14 protein-coding genes are annotated in these 17,779 nt (G+C 76.7%); 4 read left to right on the top strand and 10 right to left on the bottom strand.

Annotated elements, in window-relative coordinates; translation table 11 throughout:
* Window positions 1–54 precede the first annotated feature (54 nt).
* The 3 genes from AC3WT4_RS09930 to AC3WT4_RS09920 form a co-directional block, all read right to left on the bottom strand.
* Window positions 55–855 (bottom strand): MBL fold metallo-hydrolase, encoded by an 801-nt coding sequence (locus tag AC3WT4_RS09930; RefSeq protein WP_492315364.1) that lies wholly within the window; start codon window positions 853–855, stop codon window positions 55–57.
* Window positions 852–3,047 carry an alkaline phosphatase family protein gene (locus tag AC3WT4_RS09925; RefSeq protein ID WP_492315363.1) on the bottom strand — a complete coding sequence of 732 codons (2,196 nt, stop codon included), beginning with the start codon at window positions 3,045–3,047 and terminating at the stop codon, window positions 852–854. Before AC3WT4_RS09925 ends, AC3WT4_RS09930 begins: the two co-directional genes overlap by 4 nt.
* A 104-nt stretch (window positions 3,048–3,151) precedes the next feature.
* Window positions 3,152–3,385 carry a DUF3046 domain-containing protein gene (locus AC3WT4_RS09920; RefSeq protein WP_034655650.1) on the bottom strand — a complete coding sequence of 78 codons (234 nt, stop codon included), beginning with the start codon at window positions 3,383–3,385 and terminating at the stop codon, window positions 3,152–3,154.
* An 87-nt stretch (window positions 3,386–3,472) separates the two neighbouring features.
* Between AC3WT4_RS09920 and AC3WT4_RS09915 the strand changes: the two genes are divergently transcribed.
* Together AC3WT4_RS09915 and AC3WT4_RS09910 are read left to right on the top strand one after the other, a co-directional pair.
* A complete protein-coding gene (locus tag AC3WT4_RS09915) occupies window positions 3,473–8,437 on the top strand; it encodes an Lhr family helicase (protein WP_492315362.1) in 4,965 nt (1,654 codons plus the stop codon).
* A gap of 44 nt (window positions 8,438–8,481) precedes the next feature.
* Window positions 8,482–9,321 carry a DNA-formamidopyrimidine glycosylase family protein gene (locus AC3WT4_RS09910; protein ID WP_175009572.1) on the top strand — a complete coding sequence of 280 codons (840 nt, stop codon included), beginning with the start codon at window positions 8,482–8,484 and terminating at the stop codon, window positions 9,319–9,321.
* Between the two features lie 51 nt (window positions 9,322–9,372).
* Here the strand turns inward: AC3WT4_RS09910 and AC3WT4_RS09905 are convergent, their stop codons facing one another.
* From AC3WT4_RS09905 to AC3WT4_RS09890, 4 genes are all read right to left on the bottom strand, one after another.
* Window positions 9,373–9,714, bottom strand: a complete 342-nt coding sequence (locus AC3WT4_RS09905) for a helix-turn-helix domain-containing protein (RefSeq protein WP_021483863.1) — start codon at window positions 9,712–9,714, stop codon at window positions 9,373–9,375.
* A 369-nt stretch (window positions 9,715–10,083) separates the two neighbouring features.
* On the bottom strand, window positions 10,084–10,641 hold the full coding sequence (locus AC3WT4_RS09900; RefSeq protein ID WP_083385401.1) for a CinA family protein: 558 nt from the start codon (window positions 10,639–10,641) through the stop codon (window positions 10,084–10,086).
* The gene (gene pgsA / locus AC3WT4_RS09895; protein ID WP_074810018.1) at window positions 10,638–11,267 is read right to left on the bottom strand and encodes a CDP-diacylglycerol--glycerol-3-phosphate 3-phosphatidyltransferase; all 630 of its coding nucleotides are present in this window, start codon (window positions 11,265–11,267) and stop codon (window positions 10,638–10,640) included. The genes AC3WT4_RS09900 and pgsA overlap by 4 nt, the downstream gene beginning before the upstream one ends.
* 63 nt (window positions 11,268–11,330) lie before the next feature.
* Window positions 11,331–14,159, bottom strand: coding sequence for an FtsK/SpoIIIE family DNA translocase (locus AC3WT4_RS09890; RefSeq protein WP_492315361.1), 2,829 nt, complete (start codon window positions 14,157–14,159; stop codon window positions 11,331–11,333).
* 121 nt (window positions 14,160–14,280) lie between these two features.
* Here AC3WT4_RS09890 and AC3WT4_RS09885 point away from each other — a divergent pair, with 121 nt between their 5' ends.
* The gene (locus tag AC3WT4_RS09885) at window positions 14,281–15,189 is read left to right on the top strand and encodes an MBL fold metallo-hydrolase (RefSeq protein ID WP_492315360.1); all 909 of its coding nucleotides are present in this window, start codon (window positions 14,281–14,283) and stop codon (window positions 15,187–15,189) included.
* A gap of 80 nt (window positions 15,190–15,269) precedes the next feature.
* Here AC3WT4_RS09885 and AC3WT4_RS09880 read toward each other — a convergent pair whose 3' ends face one another.
* Complete coding sequence (locus AC3WT4_RS09880) at window positions 15,270–15,635, bottom strand: immunity 51 family protein (RefSeq protein ID WP_257417099.1); 366 nt, start codon at window positions 15,633–15,635, stop codon at window positions 15,270–15,272.
* 45 nt (window positions 15,636–15,680) lie between these two features.
* On the bottom strand, window positions 15,681–16,091 hold the full coding sequence (locus AC3WT4_RS09875; protein ID WP_492315359.1) for a hypothetical protein: 411 nt from the start codon (window positions 16,089–16,091) through the stop codon (window positions 15,681–15,683).
* A 101-nt stretch (window positions 16,092–16,192) separates the two neighbouring features.
* On the opposite strand from AC3WT4_RS09875, the gene AC3WT4_RS09870 reads away from it, so the two are divergent.
* A complete protein-coding gene (locus tag AC3WT4_RS09870) occupies window positions 16,193–16,783 on the top strand; it encodes a TetR/AcrR family transcriptional regulator (RefSeq protein ID WP_074810015.1) in 591 nt (196 codons plus the stop codon).
* Between the two features lie 49 nt (window positions 16,784–16,832).
* Here AC3WT4_RS09870 and AC3WT4_RS09865 read toward each other — a convergent pair whose 3' ends face one another.
* On the bottom strand, window positions 16,833–17,702 hold the full coding sequence (locus tag AC3WT4_RS09865) for a DUF4328 domain-containing protein (protein ID WP_492315358.1): 870 nt from the start codon (window positions 17,700–17,702) through the stop codon (window positions 16,833–16,835).
* Window positions 17,703–17,779 lie beyond the last annotated feature (77 nt).

The raw sequence follows: 17,779 nt of genomic DNA, 5'->3' as shown, positions 1-17,779 counted from the left end.
CCGAACACGTGTTCGATCACGGAACGCGCCCCGGCGTGTCCACGACCTCGCGGCTCACCCGTCGTCGTCCGCGGACCACGACCCGCCGGGCTTCAGCACGACGACCCGCGTCCCGGGGGACTCGCGCTGCACGGCGGCCTCGAACGCCGCGCCCGCGTGGTCCATCCAGCCGCGCGGCAGGTGCTGCCCCCCGGGCGCGTGCAGCGTGCCCCAGTGCACGGGGACCACGACACGCACCCCGACCTCGGCGCACACCCGCGCGGCCTGCGCCGGACCGAGGTGCCCGCCCGAGAGCCGCGGCCCCCACCCGCCGACGGGCACGAGGGCCACGTCCACCGGCCCGCCCGCGAGCGCCGGCAGGTGCACCATCCCGGGGTGGTGCTCGGTGTCGCCCGCCACCCACACGCGCAGGCCGTCGGGACCGGTCGTCCGCACGAGGTGGCCGTTCGCCGCGTTGGGCCGGTGCGGCATCGGCCGGTGCCCGTGCACCGCGGTGACGAGCCGCGTCTCGACCCCGGCCGCCGGCGGCCCCACGGCGTGCCACGCCTCGCCCAGGCCGACGCCGCGCAGCCCCTTGCTGCGCAGCCACCGCGCGTTGGCGGGCGCCGTGAGGACGGGCACGTCGCCGAGGAGCCGCAGCGACCGCAGCTCGGCGTGGTCGTGGTGGAGGTGGGACAGCAGGACGGCGTCGCTGCCGCGCCACACCGGGGCCGGCTGCGCCCCGCGCCGTCGGAGCATCCCGGCGTGCCGGTGCAGGAGCGGGTCCGTCACGAGCCGCGCCGTCGGCCCGCCGCGGGTCGCGGCGAGGTCGAGCACCGCGCTCGAGTGCCCGAGCCACGTCACGGTGACGCTCACGCGACGCTCCCCCGGCCCGGTGCCTCCTCGGCGACCGGCGGCCGCACCCCGAGGTCCCTGAGCCACGCGACGAGCCGGCGGTGCACCGCCTCCGCCCCGACGAGCATCGGCGTGCCGTCGACGTCCTCGAGCTCGTCGTCGGGCACCGCGAGGTGCGCCGGGTGCAGCAGCACCGCCTGGTTCTGCGCCCCGCCGAGACCGCCGTGCGACCCGACGAGGCCCTCGAACGCGTGCACCATCCCGACCTCGTCGACGCTCGAGATGAGCACGAGGTCCCCGGCGTCCTCCAGCCCGGCGACGCGCACGAGGTCCGCCGCCGCTCGCGACCCGAACGGCGCGAGCGGGTCCTCGCCCACGACCTCGCCCGTCAGCAGGTCGCGCGAGCCGCCCCGGCCGTGCGCCCGGACCTCCCCGCGCGGGCCGCGCTCCACGACGACGCCGACCGCGGGGTTCGCGACGAGCCCCGGGAGCAGCGCGGGCCACCGGGCCCGGATCTCGTCGCCCGTGAGGCGGCGCGGCGCGCGCGGGAACCACACCATCCCGAGGTTGCCCGACCCGACGACCGCGACCTCGGGCAGCTCGGGCAGGGCGGGTGTGGCGTCGGCGCGGCGCTCGGAGCGGTCCGGGCCCACGAGCATGCGGCCCGCGTCCGTGTCCTGAGCGCCCGGCTGCGCCGGGCGCAGCGCGTTGAGGGCCGTGTTCGCGGGGCCCCACGCCTCGCTGTCCGGGGCCGTCGCCCGACGCCGCCCCTCGCCCCGGGCGGACGCGGCGCCGTCCCGCGCGCCGCCGTCGTCGTCCGGGCGAGCCCCGTCGCCGGGCGGGTCGAGCGCCATGAGGCGTCGCATCTCGTCGAGGAAGGAGCGGCCGGTCACCTGCTCGAACGTCGCGCCGAGCGACTGCCCGTGGTCCGAGAGCACGACGACGTCGTAGCGCCGGGGCGCGACGGCCGCGACCTGCTCCCAGAGCCCGACGACGCGGTCCAGGCCCTCGAGCGCACGCAGCGACTCGGGCCGCAGCGGTCCGGCGTGGTGCGCGATCTCGTCGTAGTCCACGAGGTCGACGCAGACGACGGGCGCCCCGCGCACGAGCTGCTCCGCGACGAGCGTCGTGTTGAGGTCGCGGAGCACGACGTTCGTCACGGCGCGCAGCACCGGGTACCAGCCGAGGCGCGACACGCGCGGCTCCACGCCGCGCACGGCCTGCTGCCAGCCCTGGTACAGCTCCTTGAGCAGCTCGCCGAGCGCGACGACCACGGCGCGCACGAGGACGAACGGGCTCGCGAAGAAGTGCACGAACATCTGCCCGGGCCCCAGGCCCTCGCGCGCCCGGCTCATGACGAGCAGGCTCGTCGCCGCGTCGCCGGAGAACATCGTCGAGACGGCGACCCCGCCGCCCGCGAGCAGGCCGGCGCCGTCGCTCGTGCGCGCCTCGACCGCCGCCGCGTCCGCGGGCCGGTTCGTCACGACGAGCCGCCCCAGCGCGCGCGACCACCACCGGAAGGCGGGCACGTGCTCGGTCGACCCGTGCAGGAGGCCGACGGTCGAGGCGGGCGTCGTCGCGGGCACGCGGGCCCACCACGTCGTGAGGTGGTGGCTGCCGTCGCCGACCCACCGCGCGAGCGTCGGGGCGAGCCCCGCCTGGAGGGCGTAGTCGAGCGTGGGGCGCGCGACGCCGTCGAGCAGGACGACGAGCAGGCCCGCCGGGCGCTCCGCCCCGGCGCCCGCGGCGCCTCCCCGGGGCACCCCGGCCTGGCGCCGCGCGCGCCGGAGCAGGTCCCCGATCACGTACTCGTTGTCGCTCGCCCCGACGACCCAGCGCCCGAGCGCCATGAGCACGGCCGCGATGACGAGGACGGCGAGGACGTCGGTCCACGTCCCGCTCCGGAACCCCGGGAGGTAGGTGAGCGCCGCCCACGCGACCGCGACCTGGGCGACCACGCCCGAGACGAGAGCGCCGACGACGCCGGACCGGCGCGCGACCCCGCGCAGCACCGGGCGCAGCAGCGCGTCACCCACCGCCACCGCGAGCGCCGCCAGGACGAGCGACCAGGGGTTCGTCACCTCGACGCCGGGGACGACCCAGATCGCGAGCCCCAGCCCGGCCGCCGTCGAGACGAGCGACCAGGCCGCGCCGCGCACGTCGGCGGCGGTGAGGCGCAGCGTGGCGCGGCGGCCGCGGGCGGGAACGCTCATGCCGCCATCATCGCGGGGCACGACGGGGTGCGCCCCTCGACCGTCCCGGGCTGGGCCCCGGCTCCGGCCCGGTCAGGGGGAGGTCCGGTCAGGGGCAGGTCCGGTCAGCGGCGCGGCGGCGCCTGGCGGTGGTCGTCGTTCCCCCACCGCCGCGCGTCGGGCACGTCGAGCGCGTCGCACAGCGCGTGCCAGACGACGCGCGGCTCGACCCCGTCCTCGAGCGCCTGGGCGGCGGTCCGGTCGTCGAGCGCGGACAGCACCTGCTCCCGCACGTAGGCGCGGCCGAGGGCCGCGCCGAACACCTCGTCGACCAGCTCGGAGAACTCGCGGTAGCGCACGGACCAAGCCTTGCACGGATCCGCGGCCGCCCGGTCGCGCACCGGAGCGGGCGGGCGCGTGTGGGTGGGTACCCCCAGAATGGGCGCGTGACCTCGGACCCGCTCGCCCGCTTCGCCGCGCCCACGCGCGCGTGGTTCTCGGGCGCGTTCGACGCCCCGACCGCCGCGCAGGCCGGTGCGTGGGAGGCCGTGTCGAGCGACCGGCACGCGCTCGTGGTCGCCCCGACCGGCTCGGGCAAGACGCTCGCCGCGTTCCTCTGGTCGCTCGACCGGATCCTCGCCGCGCCCCCGGAGGAGGCCCCGGCACGCGAGGCGCGCTGCCGCGTCGTCTACGTCTCGCCGCTCAAGGCGCTCGCCGCGGACGTCGAGCGGAACCTGCGCTCGCCGCTCGCGGGCATCCGCCAGGCCGCGGTGCGGCTCGGGCTCGACGTGCCGGACGTCGTCGTCGGCACGCGCACCGGCGACACCCCCACGAGCGAGCGCCGCCGGCTCGCCACGCACCCGCCGGACATCCTCATCACGACGCCCGAGTCGCTGTTCCTCGTGCTGACGTCGCAGGCGCGCGCGGGGCTCGTGGGCGTCGAGACGGTGATCGTCGACGAGATCCACGCGGTGGCGGGGACCAAGCGGGGCGCCCACCTCGCCGTGTCGCTCGAGCGCCTGGACGCCCTGCTCGAGGCGCACGAGCGGCCTCCGGCGCAGCGCGTCGGCCTGTCGGCCACGGTCCGTCCGGTCGAGGCGGTCGCGACCTTCCTCGGCGGGCACCGGCCCGAGGCCGAGGGCGGGCGCGAGGTCGTCGTCGTGCAGCCGCCGTCGAGCAAGCGCATCGAGGTCGACGTCGTCGTGCCCGTCCCGGACCTCTCCGACCTCGGGACGGCCGCGCTCGTGCCCGACGCCGGGTCACGGTCCGACGGCGGTCTGCCGCCCCTGCCCCCGGGCGAGCGCGACCTCACGGGCCCGGCCACGTCGCGCCCGACGGGCGCTCCCGACGTCCGCCCGCCACGCCCGTCCGTCTGGCCGCACGTCGAGGAGCGCGTCGTCGACCTCGTCACCGACCACCGCTCGACGCTCGTCTTCACGAACTCGCGGCGCGGCGCGGAACGGCTCACCGCGCGCATGAACGAGCTGTGGGCCGAGCGGCAGGGCGAGGACGTGCTCGACCCGGGCACGGTCACCGCGGCGCAGGTGCAGGCGCAGTCGGGCGCAAGCTCGGGCGTCGAGCCGGTCATCGCCCGCGCGCACCACGGGTCGATGAGCCGGGCCGAGCGCACGCGCACGGAGACCGAGCTCAAGGACGGCCGCCTGCCCGCGGTCGTCGCGACGTCGAGCCTCGAGCTCGGCATCGACATGGGCGCGGTGGACCTCGTGGTGCAGGTCGGCGCGCCCCCCTCGGTCGCGTCGGGCCTGCAGCGGATCGGGCGGGCGGGCCACCAGGTGGGGGCGGTGTCGCACGGCGTCGTGTTCCCCACGCACCGGGGCGACCTCGTGCCGTCGGCGGTCGTCGCCGAGCGCATGCGCTCCGGCGGCATCGAAGAGCTCCACGTGCTCGCGAACCCGCTCGACGTCCTCGCCCAGCAGGTCGTGGCGATGGTCGCGGTCGACGAGTGGACGGTCGCGGAGCTCGCGACGCTCGTGCGGCGCAGCGAGCCCTACGCCCACCTCGGTGACGCGTCGCTGCACGCCGTCCTCGACATGCTCGCGGGCCGCTACCCGAGCGAGGACTTCGGCGAGCTGCGCGCACGGATCGTGTGGGACCGCGCGTCGGGCCGGCTGACCGGGCGGCCGGGCGCGCTGCGCCTCGCGGCGACGAGCGGCGGGACGATCCCCGACCGCGGGATGTACGGCGTGTTCCTCGCGACGGACGCGGGGACGGGGACCGTCGCGGGCGACCCGGACACCGCGGGCGGACGCGCCCCGCGCGGCGGCAAGCGCGTCGGCGAGCTCGACGAGGAGATGGTCTACGAGTCGCGCGTCGGCGACACGTTCACGCTCGGGTCGAGCACGTGGCGCATCGAGGACATCACGCCCGACCGCGTGCTCGTCACGCCCGCGCCGGGCATCCCCGGGCGGCTGCCGTTCTGGAAGGGCGACTCCCCCGGCCGCCCCGCCGAGCTCGGTCGGGCGCTCGGCGCGTGGGTGCGCGAGACGGACGCGCTCGCGGCCACCGACCCCGACGCGGCGGCCGACCGCCTGCGCACCGCCGGGCTCGACGCGTGGGCGAGCGACAACCTGCTGGCCTACCTGCGCGAGCAGCGCGACGCGACCGGGCGCGTCCCCGACGACCGCACGGTCGTCGTCGAGCGCTTCCGCGACGAGCTCGGCGACTGGCGCGTCGTGGTGCACTCGCCGTACGGAGCGAAGGTGCACGCGCCGTGGGCGCTCGTCCTCGCCGCGCGCCTGCGCGAGCGCTACGGGGTCGACGCCGCCGCGATGCACGCCGACGACGGCATCGTCCTGCGGCTCCCGGACACCGGGGACTCGTGGCTCGAGGGAGCGACCGACGGCTCGGGCGGCCTCGGCGGGGACGCGCCCGTCGTCGGCGTGGAGGACCTGCTCCTCGACCCGGACGACGTGCTCGACGCGGTGCGCGACGAGCTCGGCGGGTCGGTGATGTTCGCGTCGCGGTTCCGCGAGGCCGCCGCCCGCGCGCTCCTGCTGCCCCGGCGCCGTCCGGACCGGCGCCAGCCGCTGTGGCAGCAGCGCCAGCGCTCGGCCCAGCTCCTGTCGGTGGCGTCGGAGTACCCGGAGTTCCCGATCGTCCTCGAGGCCGCGCGCGAGTGCCTGCAGGACGACTTCGACGTCGCGGCGCTCACGGACCTCATGCGCGACCTCGCCGCCGGGCGCGTGCGCCTCGTCGAGGTGACGACCCCGACGCCGTCGCCCTTCGCCCAGTCCCTGCTGTTCGGGTACACGGCGCAGTTCCTGTACGACGGCGACGCCCCGCTCGCGGAGCGCCGCGCCGCCGCGCTGTCGCTCGACCCCACGCTCCTCGCCGAGCTGCTCGGCGGCGACGGCGTCGCGGCCCAGCTCGCCGACCTGCTCGACCCTGCCCAGATCGAGCGGACCGAGGCCGAGCTCGGCGCGCTCGCGCCCGAGCGGCAGGCGCGCCACACCGAGGACGTGTGGGACGTGCTGCGCCGGCTGGGCCCGCTCACCGAGGCCGAGGTCGCGGCGCGGACCCGCGAGGACGTGCGGGCCGACGTCGCGGCCTGGCTGCGCGAGCTCGAGGCGGCGCGCCGCATCATGCCCGTGCGGCTGGCGGGGGTCGCGCCCGAGCGTGCGCAGCAGTGGGCGGTCGTGGAGGACGCCGGCCGCCTGCGCGACGCGCTCGGCGTCGCGCTGCCCGTCGGCATCCCCGAGGTGTTCACCGAGCCCGTCCCCGACCCGCTGGGCGACCTCGTGCGCCGCCACGCGCGCACGCACGGCCCGTTCACCGCCGCCGACCTCGCGGCACGCCTCGGGCTGGGCGTCGCCGTCGTCGTGCAGACGCTCGAGCGGCTCGAGGCGGCCCGGCTCGTCGTGCGCGGCCGGCTCCGGCCCGAGGCGATCGGCGGCACGGGCGACGACTGGTGCGACGCCGAGGTGCTGCGCGTCCTGCGCCGCCGCTCGCTCGCCGCGCTGCGCGCCGAGGTGGAGCCCGTCCCCGCCGAGACGCTGGGCGTGTTCCTCCCGCGCTGGCAGGGCCTCGGCGCGCTGCGCGGCGTCGACGGGCTGCTGCGCGTCGTCGAGCAGCTCTCCGGAGCGGCCGTCCCCGCGTCGGCGCTCGAGACCCTCGTGCTCCCGGCGCGCGTGAGCGACTACACCCCGACGATGCTCGACGAGCTGACGACGACCGGCGAGGTCGTCTGGTGCGGGCACGCTCCGCTGCCCGGGTCGGGCGGCGGCGACGGTCTCGTCAGCCTGCACCTCGCCGAGTGGGCGCCGCTCACGCTGCCCGACCCGGGCCCGGCGCCCGAGACCGGCCTCCACGCCACGCTGCTCGACCTGCTCGAGGGCTCGGGCGGGTACTTCCTCCCGCGGCTGGCCGAGCGCGCCGGCGCGGAGACCGTCCCGACGCTCGAGGCGCTGTGGGACCTCGTGTGGTCGGGCCACGTGACGAACGACGGCCTCGGGTCGCTGCGCGCGCGGCTGGGCGCTGCCGGGGGGACCCACCGCGCGCCGCGCGCCCCGGCCCGGGCCCGGCCGCTCGCGCGCGGCCGGTTCGCGGGGCTGCGCCCACCGACGTCGCCCGAGACGGTGCTGCGCGGAGGTGCCGGGCGCTGGTCGGCGCTGCCTCCGCGCGAACCCGACCCGACACGCCGGGCACACGCGCTCGCCCGGGTCCTGCTCGACCGCCACGGCGTGCTCACCCGCGCCGTCGCGCCCGCCGAGGGCGTCGCCGGGTCGTTCCGCGCGGTGTACCGCGTGCTGAGCGAGCTGGAGGCCACGGGCGCGGCGCGGCGCGGGTACTTCGTCGAGCACCTCGGCGGCTCGCAGTTCGCGCTGCCGGGCGCGGTCGACCAGCTCCGGACCGACGCGCAGGACCGTGAGCGCGCGCTCGAGGCCGACGCGGCGGCGGGCGCGACCGACCCGTTCGCCCCGCTCCCCGACGCGCGGACGTCGCGCGGCGGTCCGCGTCCCGGCGCCGTGCTGCTCGCCGCGACGGACCCGGCGAACCCCTACGGTGCGGCGCTCCCCTGGCCCTCCCGCCCGGCGACCGGACCGGGCGCACCCGGCGCCGAGGGCACGACCGGCGAGGGCTCGCGCGGCCACCGCCCGGGCCGCAAGGCCGGTGCCGTCGTCGTGCTGAGCGACGGCGACCTCGCCCTCTACGTCGAGCGCGGCGGGCGGTCCGTGCTGTCCTTCGTGGACGGTCCGCGCCTCGCCGAGGCGAGCGCCGCGCTGGTCCGCGCGGTGCGGGCGGGCACGCTCGGGAAGATCGTGGTCCAGCGGGTCGACGGCGTGGAGGCGCTCGCCGGTGCGGGCACCACCGCGACCCCGGCGGACGACGCGGTGCGCGCGCTGCTCGACGCCGGCTTCCGCGCGACGCCGCGCGGCCTGCGGGCGGCCTGACGTGCGCCGGTCGTCGCACGCCTGCGGCCACGGAGGGCGGTCGCGTGCCCGAGGGTGACATCCTGCGTCTCGTCTCGGCCCGCCTCGACGAGGCGCTCAAGGACCGGGTGCTTGTCCGCTCGGACCTGCGGTGGCCGAGCGCGGCGGAGATCGACCTCGCCGGCCGGGTGGTCGTCGGGAACGCGGCCTACGGCAAGCACCTGTTCACGCGGTTCGACGACGGCCGGTCCCTGCACACGCACCTGCGCATGGAGGGGTCGTGGCGGCTCGCCCGGACGGGCACGCACGACGCGCGCGGGGCGGAGCCGAACGTGCGCGTGGTCCTCGCGAACGAGTGGTGGACGGCGGTCGGGAACCGGATCGGCATGCTGCACGTGCTGCGCACCGCGGACGAGCGGGTGATCGTCGGGCCCCTCGGCCCCGACGTGCTCGGCGACGACTTCCCGGAGACCGGCCTGCCGGAGGCGGTCGCACGGATGCGGGCCGACGACGCGGCGGGCGGGAGCGGCCCCCGGCACCGGCCGGAGCGGGCAACGACCGGCGTGCCCGTCGCGGAGGCCCTGCTCGACCAGCACCTCGTCGCCGGCATCGGCACGATCTACACGGCCGAGTCGCTCTTCGCCGAGCACGTCTACCCGTGGACGCCCGTCCGCGACGTCGAGGACCTCGAGGGCCTCCTGCTCACGGCGCGGGCGCTCATGCAGCGCACCGTCCGGCACGGGTTCGACCCGCGCGCGGGCGTCGTGCGGCACGTGCACGGGCGCACACGAAAGGCGTGCCACGTGTGCGGCACGCCTGTCGCGGAAGGTACGGCGAACGAGCCCCCGTACGACCGTCCGATCTTCTGGTGCCCGACCTGCCAGGCACCGCCCGCAGCGGGATGACGGCGGGCGTCGCTGCCCCCGCTCCCGGTGCGGCCGGTCCCGGCCCGACCGTCAGCCGACGGGCTGCAGGTCCTCGCGGCGTGCCGTGCCCTCGGGATGCTGGCGACCCAGCACAGCCGTCGCGAAGTCGGCCGGGATGGTGTCGGGGATCAGCAGACCCTCGGCGACGGCGACCCGGTCGCTGACCTCGCGCAGCACCAACGACATCGGGATGTCGAGCGCCTCGCAGATCGAGCCGAGGAGCTCCGACGACGCTTCCTTCTGACCGCGCTCGACCTCGCTGAGGTAGCCCAGCGAGACCCGTGCGGCGGAGGACACCTCTCGCAGGGTGCGCCCCTGTCGCTGGCGAGCGTCTCGCAGCACGTCCCCGATCTCTCGTCGAAGAACAATCATCTGGCGACCCCCTTCCGTGTCCCGTGCGCCCCCGGGAGCCGGAGAGGCCCCCACCTGGGTGCGCGAACTGCTCGTGCCGGTCTTCCTGTTCACTGCCCCGCGTGACGGGGTCGTCCTACCGTACCCCGCCCGCGGTCCGCTCACGTCGCCGGTGCCCCGTGCGGGACGGGCCGCAGGGGCGTTGTCCGTGCGTCCCACCGGTCGGTTGACGGTCCTGTTGGCGATCACGTGCTGTGCAACGTCCCGACGTGGGGCGTTGTTCCCGCACCGGGGCTCGCGGCCGGTCCCCCGCGGCACGTTCACGACCTCTCCACGACGCGTCCGGCCGGGCTCGCGCACGGCTTCCCCGCCCGACGCCCGCCGAGGATTTCACCCGACGGCGGGCGCCTCTCCGCCGCCGACGGTCGGCGGCCCGACGGCGGAGCGCGCGAGCGCCACCGCGGCGGCCACGGTCGCGGCGCGGACGGTCGCACGGTCGCCGTCGACGTGCAGCTCCCGCACGTCGGTGCCGCCCGGTCCGCTCACGGCGACGAAGACGGTGCCCGGCGCCCGGCCGTCCTGCGGGTCGGGGCCGGCGACGCCCGTGGTCGCGAGCCCGACGTCGGCCCCGAGCACGCCGCGCACGCGCTCGGCCATCTGGCGCGCGACCGCGGGATGCACGGCTCCGTGCGCGGCGAGCAGCTCGCCGTCGACGCCGAGGACCGCCTCCTTGAGGTCGGTCGCGTACGCGACGACAGCGCCCCGCAGCACGCGCGAGGCGCCGGGCACGTCGACGATCGTCGCGCTGAGCAGGCCGCCCGTGAGGGACTCGGCCGTCGCGAGGGTCCACCCCCGGGCTCCCAGCGCGTCGAGCAGGTCCACGACGTCGGGCCGGACGTCCGGCCCGGTGGCCGACGACGTCCCCGCCGGGACCGCGGCGGCGGTCATGAGACGGAGGCGCCGTCCGCGCTCGGACCGCGCTCGACGACCCGGGCCGCGCGCACCGCGTCGCGGCGCAGGCGCCAGCCCTGGTACGCGTACTCCAGCCCGGTCACGACCGTGACGAGGATGGCCGCGGCGAGCACGACCCACGCGACGACGCCGACGAACGCCGGCAGGTGCGCCAGCGGGAGCACGAAGAGCGTGATCGCGACGGTCTGGAGCACGGTCTTGAGCTTCCCGCCGCGCGACGCGGGCATGACCGCGTACTTGAGGACGGCGAACCGGAGGAGCGTGACGCCCAGCTCGCGCGCGAGCACGACCACGGGGACCCACCAGGGCAGCTCGCCGAGCGGCCACGCGAGCAGCACGAGCGCGGTGCCCACGAGCAGCTTGTCCGCGATCGGGTCGAGGAGCTTGCCCAGGTCCGTGACGAGGTCGTAGCGCCGTGCGAGGTAGCCGTCGAGGCGGTCCGACGTCGCGGCGAGGACGAAGATGCCCGTCGCGACGAGGCGCCACGTGACGGACTCCCCGCCGTCGACGAGGAGCGCCCACGCGAAGAACGGGACGAGCAGGATCCTCGCCATGGTGACGAGGTTCGCGGAGTTCCACGGCGAGGGGACGGCGTTGACCACGTCACCAGCCTAGGGGGTCGTCCGGGGTGCGCCGACCGTCGACGGCGCCACCGGCCGCCCGGGTCACCGCCAGCCCGACTCCACGTCGGCGCCGTCGTGGTACTCCGTCGCGACCGGGGGCATGTGCCCGTCGGTGCCCTCGCCGTAGTCGTGGCCGCCGCTCGCGGGTGCGGGGGCCGCGGCGGGCGCCTGGCCGTCGAAGACGTCCTGCGCGGGCTCGCCCCGGATGAGCGCGAGCGCCGAGGGCAGCTCCTCGGGCGTGACGAGCACGTCCCGGGCCTTGGACCCCTCGGACGGCCCGACGATCTCGCGCGACTCCAGGAGGTCCATGAGGCGCCCCGCCTTGGCGAAGCCGACGCGCAGCTTGCGCTGGAGCATCGACGTGGAGCCGAACTGCGACGTCACCACGAGCTCGGCCGCCTGGAGCAGCAGGTCGAGGTCGTCGCCGATGTCCTCGTCGATCTGCTTCTTCGTGGCCGCCTGCGTGACGTCCTCGCGGTAGACCGGCTTGAGCTGGCTCTTCACGTGCTCGACGACGGCGTGCACCTCGGACTCCGAGACCCACGCGCCCTGCACGCGCATGGGCTTGGCCGCACCCATGGGCAGGAACAGCGCGTCACCCTGGCCGATGAGCTTCTCCGCGCCGGGCTGGTCGAGCACGACGCGCGAGTCCGCGAGGGACGACGTCGCGAACGCGAGCCGCGAGGGCACGTTCGCCTTGATGAGGCCCGTGACGACGTCGACCGACGGGCGCTGCGTCGCGAGCACCAGGTGGATGCCCGCCGCGCGCGCGAGCTGCGTGATGCGCTGGATCGACGCCTCGACGTCGCGCGGCGCGACCATCATGAGGTCCGCGAGCTCGTCGACGACGACCAGCAGGTACGGGTACGTCGCGATCTTGCGCTCGGAGCCGGGCAGCGGCTTGACCTTGCCGGCCCGGACGGCGGCGTTGAAGTCGTCGATGTGCTTGAACCCGAACGCGGCGAGGTCGTCGTAGCGGGCGTCCATCTCGCGGACGACCCAGTCGAGCGCCTCCGCGGCCTTCTTCGGGTTCGTGATGATGGGCGTGATGAGGTGCGGGATGCCCTCGTAGATCGTCAGCTCGACGCGCTTGGGGTCCACGAGCACGAGCCGCACCTGCTCCGGCGTCGAGCGCATGAGGATCGACGTGATCATGGAGTTGATGAAGCTCGACTTGCCGGCGCCCGTCGCGCCCGCGACGAGGATGTGCGGCATCTTCGCGAGGTTCGCGACGACGTAGCCGCCCTCGACGTCCTTGCCCACGCCCATGACCATCGGGTGCTCGGTGCGCCGCGCGGCCGACGACCGCAGCACGTCGCCGAGCACGACCGTCTCGCGGTCCGTGTTGGGGATCTCGATGCCGATCGCGGACTTGCCGGGGATCGGCGCGAGGATGCGCACGTCGGCGCTCGCGACCGCGTACGCGATGTTGTTGGACAGCGACGTGATGCGCTCGACCTTGACCTTGGGCCCGACCTCGACCTCGTAGCGCGTGACCGTGGGCCCGCGGGTGAACCCGGTGACCTTCGCGTCGACCTCGAACTGCTCGAACGTCTGGGTGAGCGCCTCGACCACGCGGTCGTTCGCGGCCGAGCGCACCTTGTGCGGCGCGCCCTTGACGAGCGCGTCCTCGTCCGGGAGCAGGTAGACGGTGTCGCCCTCGAGCATGGGCTGCACACCCCGCGGCATGGGACCGGGCGGGGGCGGCGGCACGCTGCCGGCGCCGTCCTCCGGGGAGGGCGCGACGGCGCCCATCGCGGCCGCCGCCGTGTCCTGCGCGGTCCCCTGCCCGACGGCGGGGACCACCTCCGTCGCGGCGGTGCCGGCGCCCGGGTCCTCCGCGCGACGCTTCTTCCCCCGGCCGCGCGGCGCGTCGTCCTCGTAGTCGAGGAACGCGGCCGTCTCGAACGCCTCGTCGCCGGAGAAGCCGCCCTCGGGCTTCTCGATCTCCGCCGCCTCCGCCGCGCGCTGCGCCTTGGTGCGCCGCGGCTTGCGGGGTCGGCGACCCGCCGGGGGCTCGCTGCCATCGTGGCGCGAGACGCCCTCCGCGAGCGGGAGCCCGTCGGCGTCGAGCCCGTCGTCCTCGGCGCGGTGGTTGCCGGTGAGCACGTCGTAGAGGCCGCGCAGCCGGCTCGGGATGCGGTGCACGGGCGTCGCGGTCACGACCAGCAGCCCGAAGAACCCGAGGAGCAGGAAGATCGGGACGGCGAACCACGGCGTCAGACCGGCGGTGACCGGCGTGGCTGCCAGGTAGCCGACGATGCCGCCCGCGTCCTGCACCGCCGCGAACCCGTCCCGCGGCGCGGGCAGGTCCTCCGAGATGTGCACGAGGGAGCACACGGACACGACGATGAGCGTGAGCCCGATCGCGACGCGCGAGTTCGCCTGGGCGCGCTCGGGGTGCCGCATGATGCGCACCGCGAGCCAGAGCAGCAGGACGGGGACCGCGACGCCCGCGAGGCCGAACGTCCCCGCGACGACGCCGTGGACGACCTTGCCGAACGTGCCCTGGATGCCCCACCACTCGCGCGCCGCGACGACGACCGCGAGGGCGATGAGGGTGAACGCGACGCCGTCGCGCCGGTGTGCCGGGTCCAGCTCTCTTGCTCCTCTTCCGATGGTGCGCACGAGCGATCCCACGCCGTGCGCGGCGCCGAGCCAGACCCCCCGCACCGCGCGGACGGGCCACGGCGGCCCCGCCGCCGGGCGACGCGCCGGGCGGCGCGCGCTCGAGGAGGAGGACCGTCCGCGACCGGTGCCGGCGCGCGACGTGCCGCGGGCCGAGGACGAACCGCCGCGCGCCGCGGTGCGGGGCGCTGGTGTGCGGTTGCTCGCGGTCCGACGTGCCTGCGGGGACGTGCGGGTCGCCATAGTGGTCCTAACCTACCTGCGAGGGACGACGGCGCCGGGGACCCCGGGGCGCGTGTCCCCGCCGGACCGGGGCCCGGGCAGGTCTCGCCGCCCCGGTCCCACGAGGACGAGCGGAGGACCGATGGACGAGCCCGCAGGGTCGCAGCGCGCGGACGGCGACGCGACGACGGACGCCGCTTCCCCGTGCCCGCGCGACCTCGTCGAGGTCCGCCCGGGGGTCTGGGTGGCCGCCGCGACGATCTGGACGACGACGTCGACGGTCGTGGTCGCCCCGGGCGGGGAGGCGCTCGTCGTCGACCCCGCCGTCACGGTCGAGGAGGTCGAGGCGCTCGCCGCGGCCGTGCACGGGCAGGGCTGGCGCGTGACCGCCGGGTTCGCGACGCACCCGCACTGGGACCACGTGCTGTGGTCCCGTTCCCTGGGCGACGCACCACGCTACGCCACGGCCCGCGGCGCCGACGCGGCCCGGTCGCGGGGAACGGACCTGGTCGCCGCGGCCGACGCCGCGGCACCCGGCCACGACCCGGCGCTCGTCGGCGCGCTCACCCCGCTCCCCCGCGGCGCACGACGGCTGCCCTGGCCGACCGGCAGGACGGCCGACGGAGGGCCCGCCGCGCAGGCCGACGAGCAGCCCCGCGAGCCGGCCGGCGCCGTCGTGGTCGAGCACGACGCCCACGCGCCGGGGCACGCGGCGCTCGTCGTGCACGGTGTGCTGCTCGCCGGCGACATGCTCTCGGACGTGGAGGTGCCGCTCGTCGACACCGGGTCGCGCGACCCGGTGCGCACGTACCGCGGCGCGCTCGACGCGCTCGAGCTCGCGGCGCGCGACGTCGACGCCCTCGTCCCGGGCCACGGGAGCCCGGCGGTCGGTCGGGCCGCCGTCGCCGCGCGCTTCGCGGCCGACCGCGCCTACCTCGACGCGCTGGAGCACGCGGTCACGCACACGGACGCCGTGGTGGCCGACGACCGGCTCACCGGCTACGTCGCGACGTGGCACGACGAGCAGCTCGCCGCGCTGCGCGCACGCTGAGGCCGCCTGGGCGGTCGTGCCCGGATCGCGGAGCCGCGGTCCGACGGCACGAGGCCTCCTGGACCTGCCGCGCTCCGCGCTCAGTCGTCGAGCCCGAGCTCGACCGACCGGGCGAGCGCCGCGTCGAGGGCCTGCTCGTCGGTGACGAGGCGGTGCAGGTGCCGCGCCGCGACGTGCAGGGCGTCGAGGTCGGAGCCGTAGACGCTCACCATGCCACCCTCGGGGTCGAACCCGACGGCGCCCAGCACGTCCGGCTCGTGGTCGGTCAGCGTGGCCTGGAGCGCGCCGGAGAAGTCGTCGCCCGAACCCTCGACGCCGTGCCGCTCGAGCGCACCCCGGTGATGGTGCCACTCCGGCCCGCCGGGCGAGTAGATGATGCTCCACCCCTGGGCCAGCGTGACGAGACGGACGGGGTCGAGCGGGACGAAGTCCTCGGCGGTGGTCATGGAGGAACGGTAGCGAGAGCCACCCACGTCAGGGCCCCGGATCGGTCAGCCGAGGAAGAGGCCGACGGCGAGGGTCACGACGCCCGCCGCGAGGACGACGGCCCCCGCGGGCAGCAGCGCGACGGCCCGGTTCGGCGTCTCGCGACCGGGGCCGACGGCCGACAGGAAGAAGCCGGCCGGGAGCAGGATCGCCGCGACGAGCACGCCGGTCGCCGCGAGCCATCGCCAGAGGCCGACGAGGCCCGTGGCCTCCGTGAGGAGCAGGCACACCAGGCCGAGGATGACGAGCACCCCTGCGTGCGCGTGCCCGGCGCGGAAGAACGACGTCTGGAACGCGGTGGCCGGGACCCGCCGTGTCACGACCCGGACGAGGAAGACCCCGCCGGACTCGATGCCGACGACGGTGAGGAGGACGATGCCGGCGGTGAGCCGGGCGGCGTCGGTGAGCTCGAGCACGGGACCTCCAGAGGGGCGGCGCGAGAACTCGCGCACCGGTTTGCAAACACTGTTATAGAACAACGTTCGCAATCACTCGTCAAGACCCCTAGACTCGGCGCGTGGCACGACCCCGCCTGCACGACGACGCCCTGCGCGACCGCCTCCTCGACGTGGCGTCGCGCGCCGTCTCCATGCACGGGGAGGCAGCCGTGACGGTCCGGTCGGTCGCGACCGAGGCCGGGACGAGCGCATCGGCGGTGTACGCGCTCTTCGGCAGCCGCGACGAGCTCGTCGCCGCCGTCTCCGCGGAGGGCTTCCGACGCTTCGCCGCACGCCTCGCGAGGGTCCCCCGTACCGACGACCCTGCCTCCGATCTGGCAGCCCTCGGACGGGCGTACCGCGACTTCGCGCTCGCGGACCCGCACTTCTACGCCGTGATGTTCGCGCGCGGCGTCCGCCCCGGGCCCGACCGGCCCGAGGCGGTCGAGGAGCCCACGTTCCGTGTGCTGCGCGACGCCGTCGCGCGCCTCGTCCCGGAGGACGCGGGTGCCGCCGACGTCGCGCTCGGTCTGTGGGGGCTCGTGCACGGCCTGGTCTCGCTCGAGCTCGCGGGCCTCGTGCCCGGCGGGGACGACGCCCGCGCGGCGCGCTACGCCGCGACGCTCGCCGCCGTCGGCCCGGGGCTCGTGCGGCGCGGCGCGGCGTCGTAGCCCCGGGGACGCCGGCCCGCCCGCCCGTCCCCGGCGAGGGCCCGTGCGGTCACCGGGCGTCGGCACCCACCGCGGCGCGCTGGCCCGCGGTGATCTCCCGGACGGTGCGCACCCACAGGACGAGCGCGACGACGAGGCCCGCGGTGCCCACCGTCTCCGCGACGGGCAGCAGCGCGAACGTCCCGGCCGCACCGGTCGAGGAGAGCGTCGTCAGCTGGGTGGCGACGTTCGTGGCGACGCTCCACAGCAGCCACCCGGCCCACCACCACCCGAGGCCGGGACGCGGGACGACGACGGTCGCGGCGCGCACGTCGCGCACGACCTGGTAGGGGAACCAGAACGCGACGACCGGCACGATCCACCCGAGCCAGACCCACACCCGGCTGCGCGCGTGCCCGCGCGCGGGCGACACGGCCTCGGCCAGCACGCGGCTCTGCCAGAGCCACAGGCACGTCACGACCGCCGCCGCGAGCTGCACGGGAAGGAGCAGCAGGCCGACGGCGTCGTACCCGGTGAGGACCTCGGCGCTCGGGGTGCCGGCGCGCGCGGCGCGCTCGAACTCCTCGGCCGCGCCGAACGACGTGAGCCAGGCCAGCACCTGCACGGCGGTGACAGCGACCGCGAGCGCGATCGTGGCCGTCGCGAGGCCCCCGGGGACGGGCGGTCGCGGGACGTAGCCGTACCCGCCGCCGTACGCGCCGTAGACCGGCGGCGTCGGCTGCCCGTACACGGGCGCGGAGGGCGGCATCTGGCCGGACGCGCCGGGGTGCGGGGGTGCCGCCTGCCCGTACGCGGGGACGGGCGCGGTGCCGTACGCGCCGTACTGCGGTACCGGCCGGCCCGGCGCCGGAGGCTGTCCGGGGACGGGGCCGCCGGGCTGTCCGTAGGGCGGGACCCCGGAGGGGTCGTGGTGCGTCAAGGGTGCCTCCTGCGCTGGTCGGGGCGCCAGCATACTGGCGCCCCGACCTGGGCGGAGACCGGTCCGACGCCGGTCGC

The organism is Cellulosimicrobium sp. EB106-03-01-XG111 (assembly GCF_058792115.1).
Note: the sequence above shows the minus strand (reverse complement) of the source record. Positions and strands in the feature narration are given on the sequence as shown.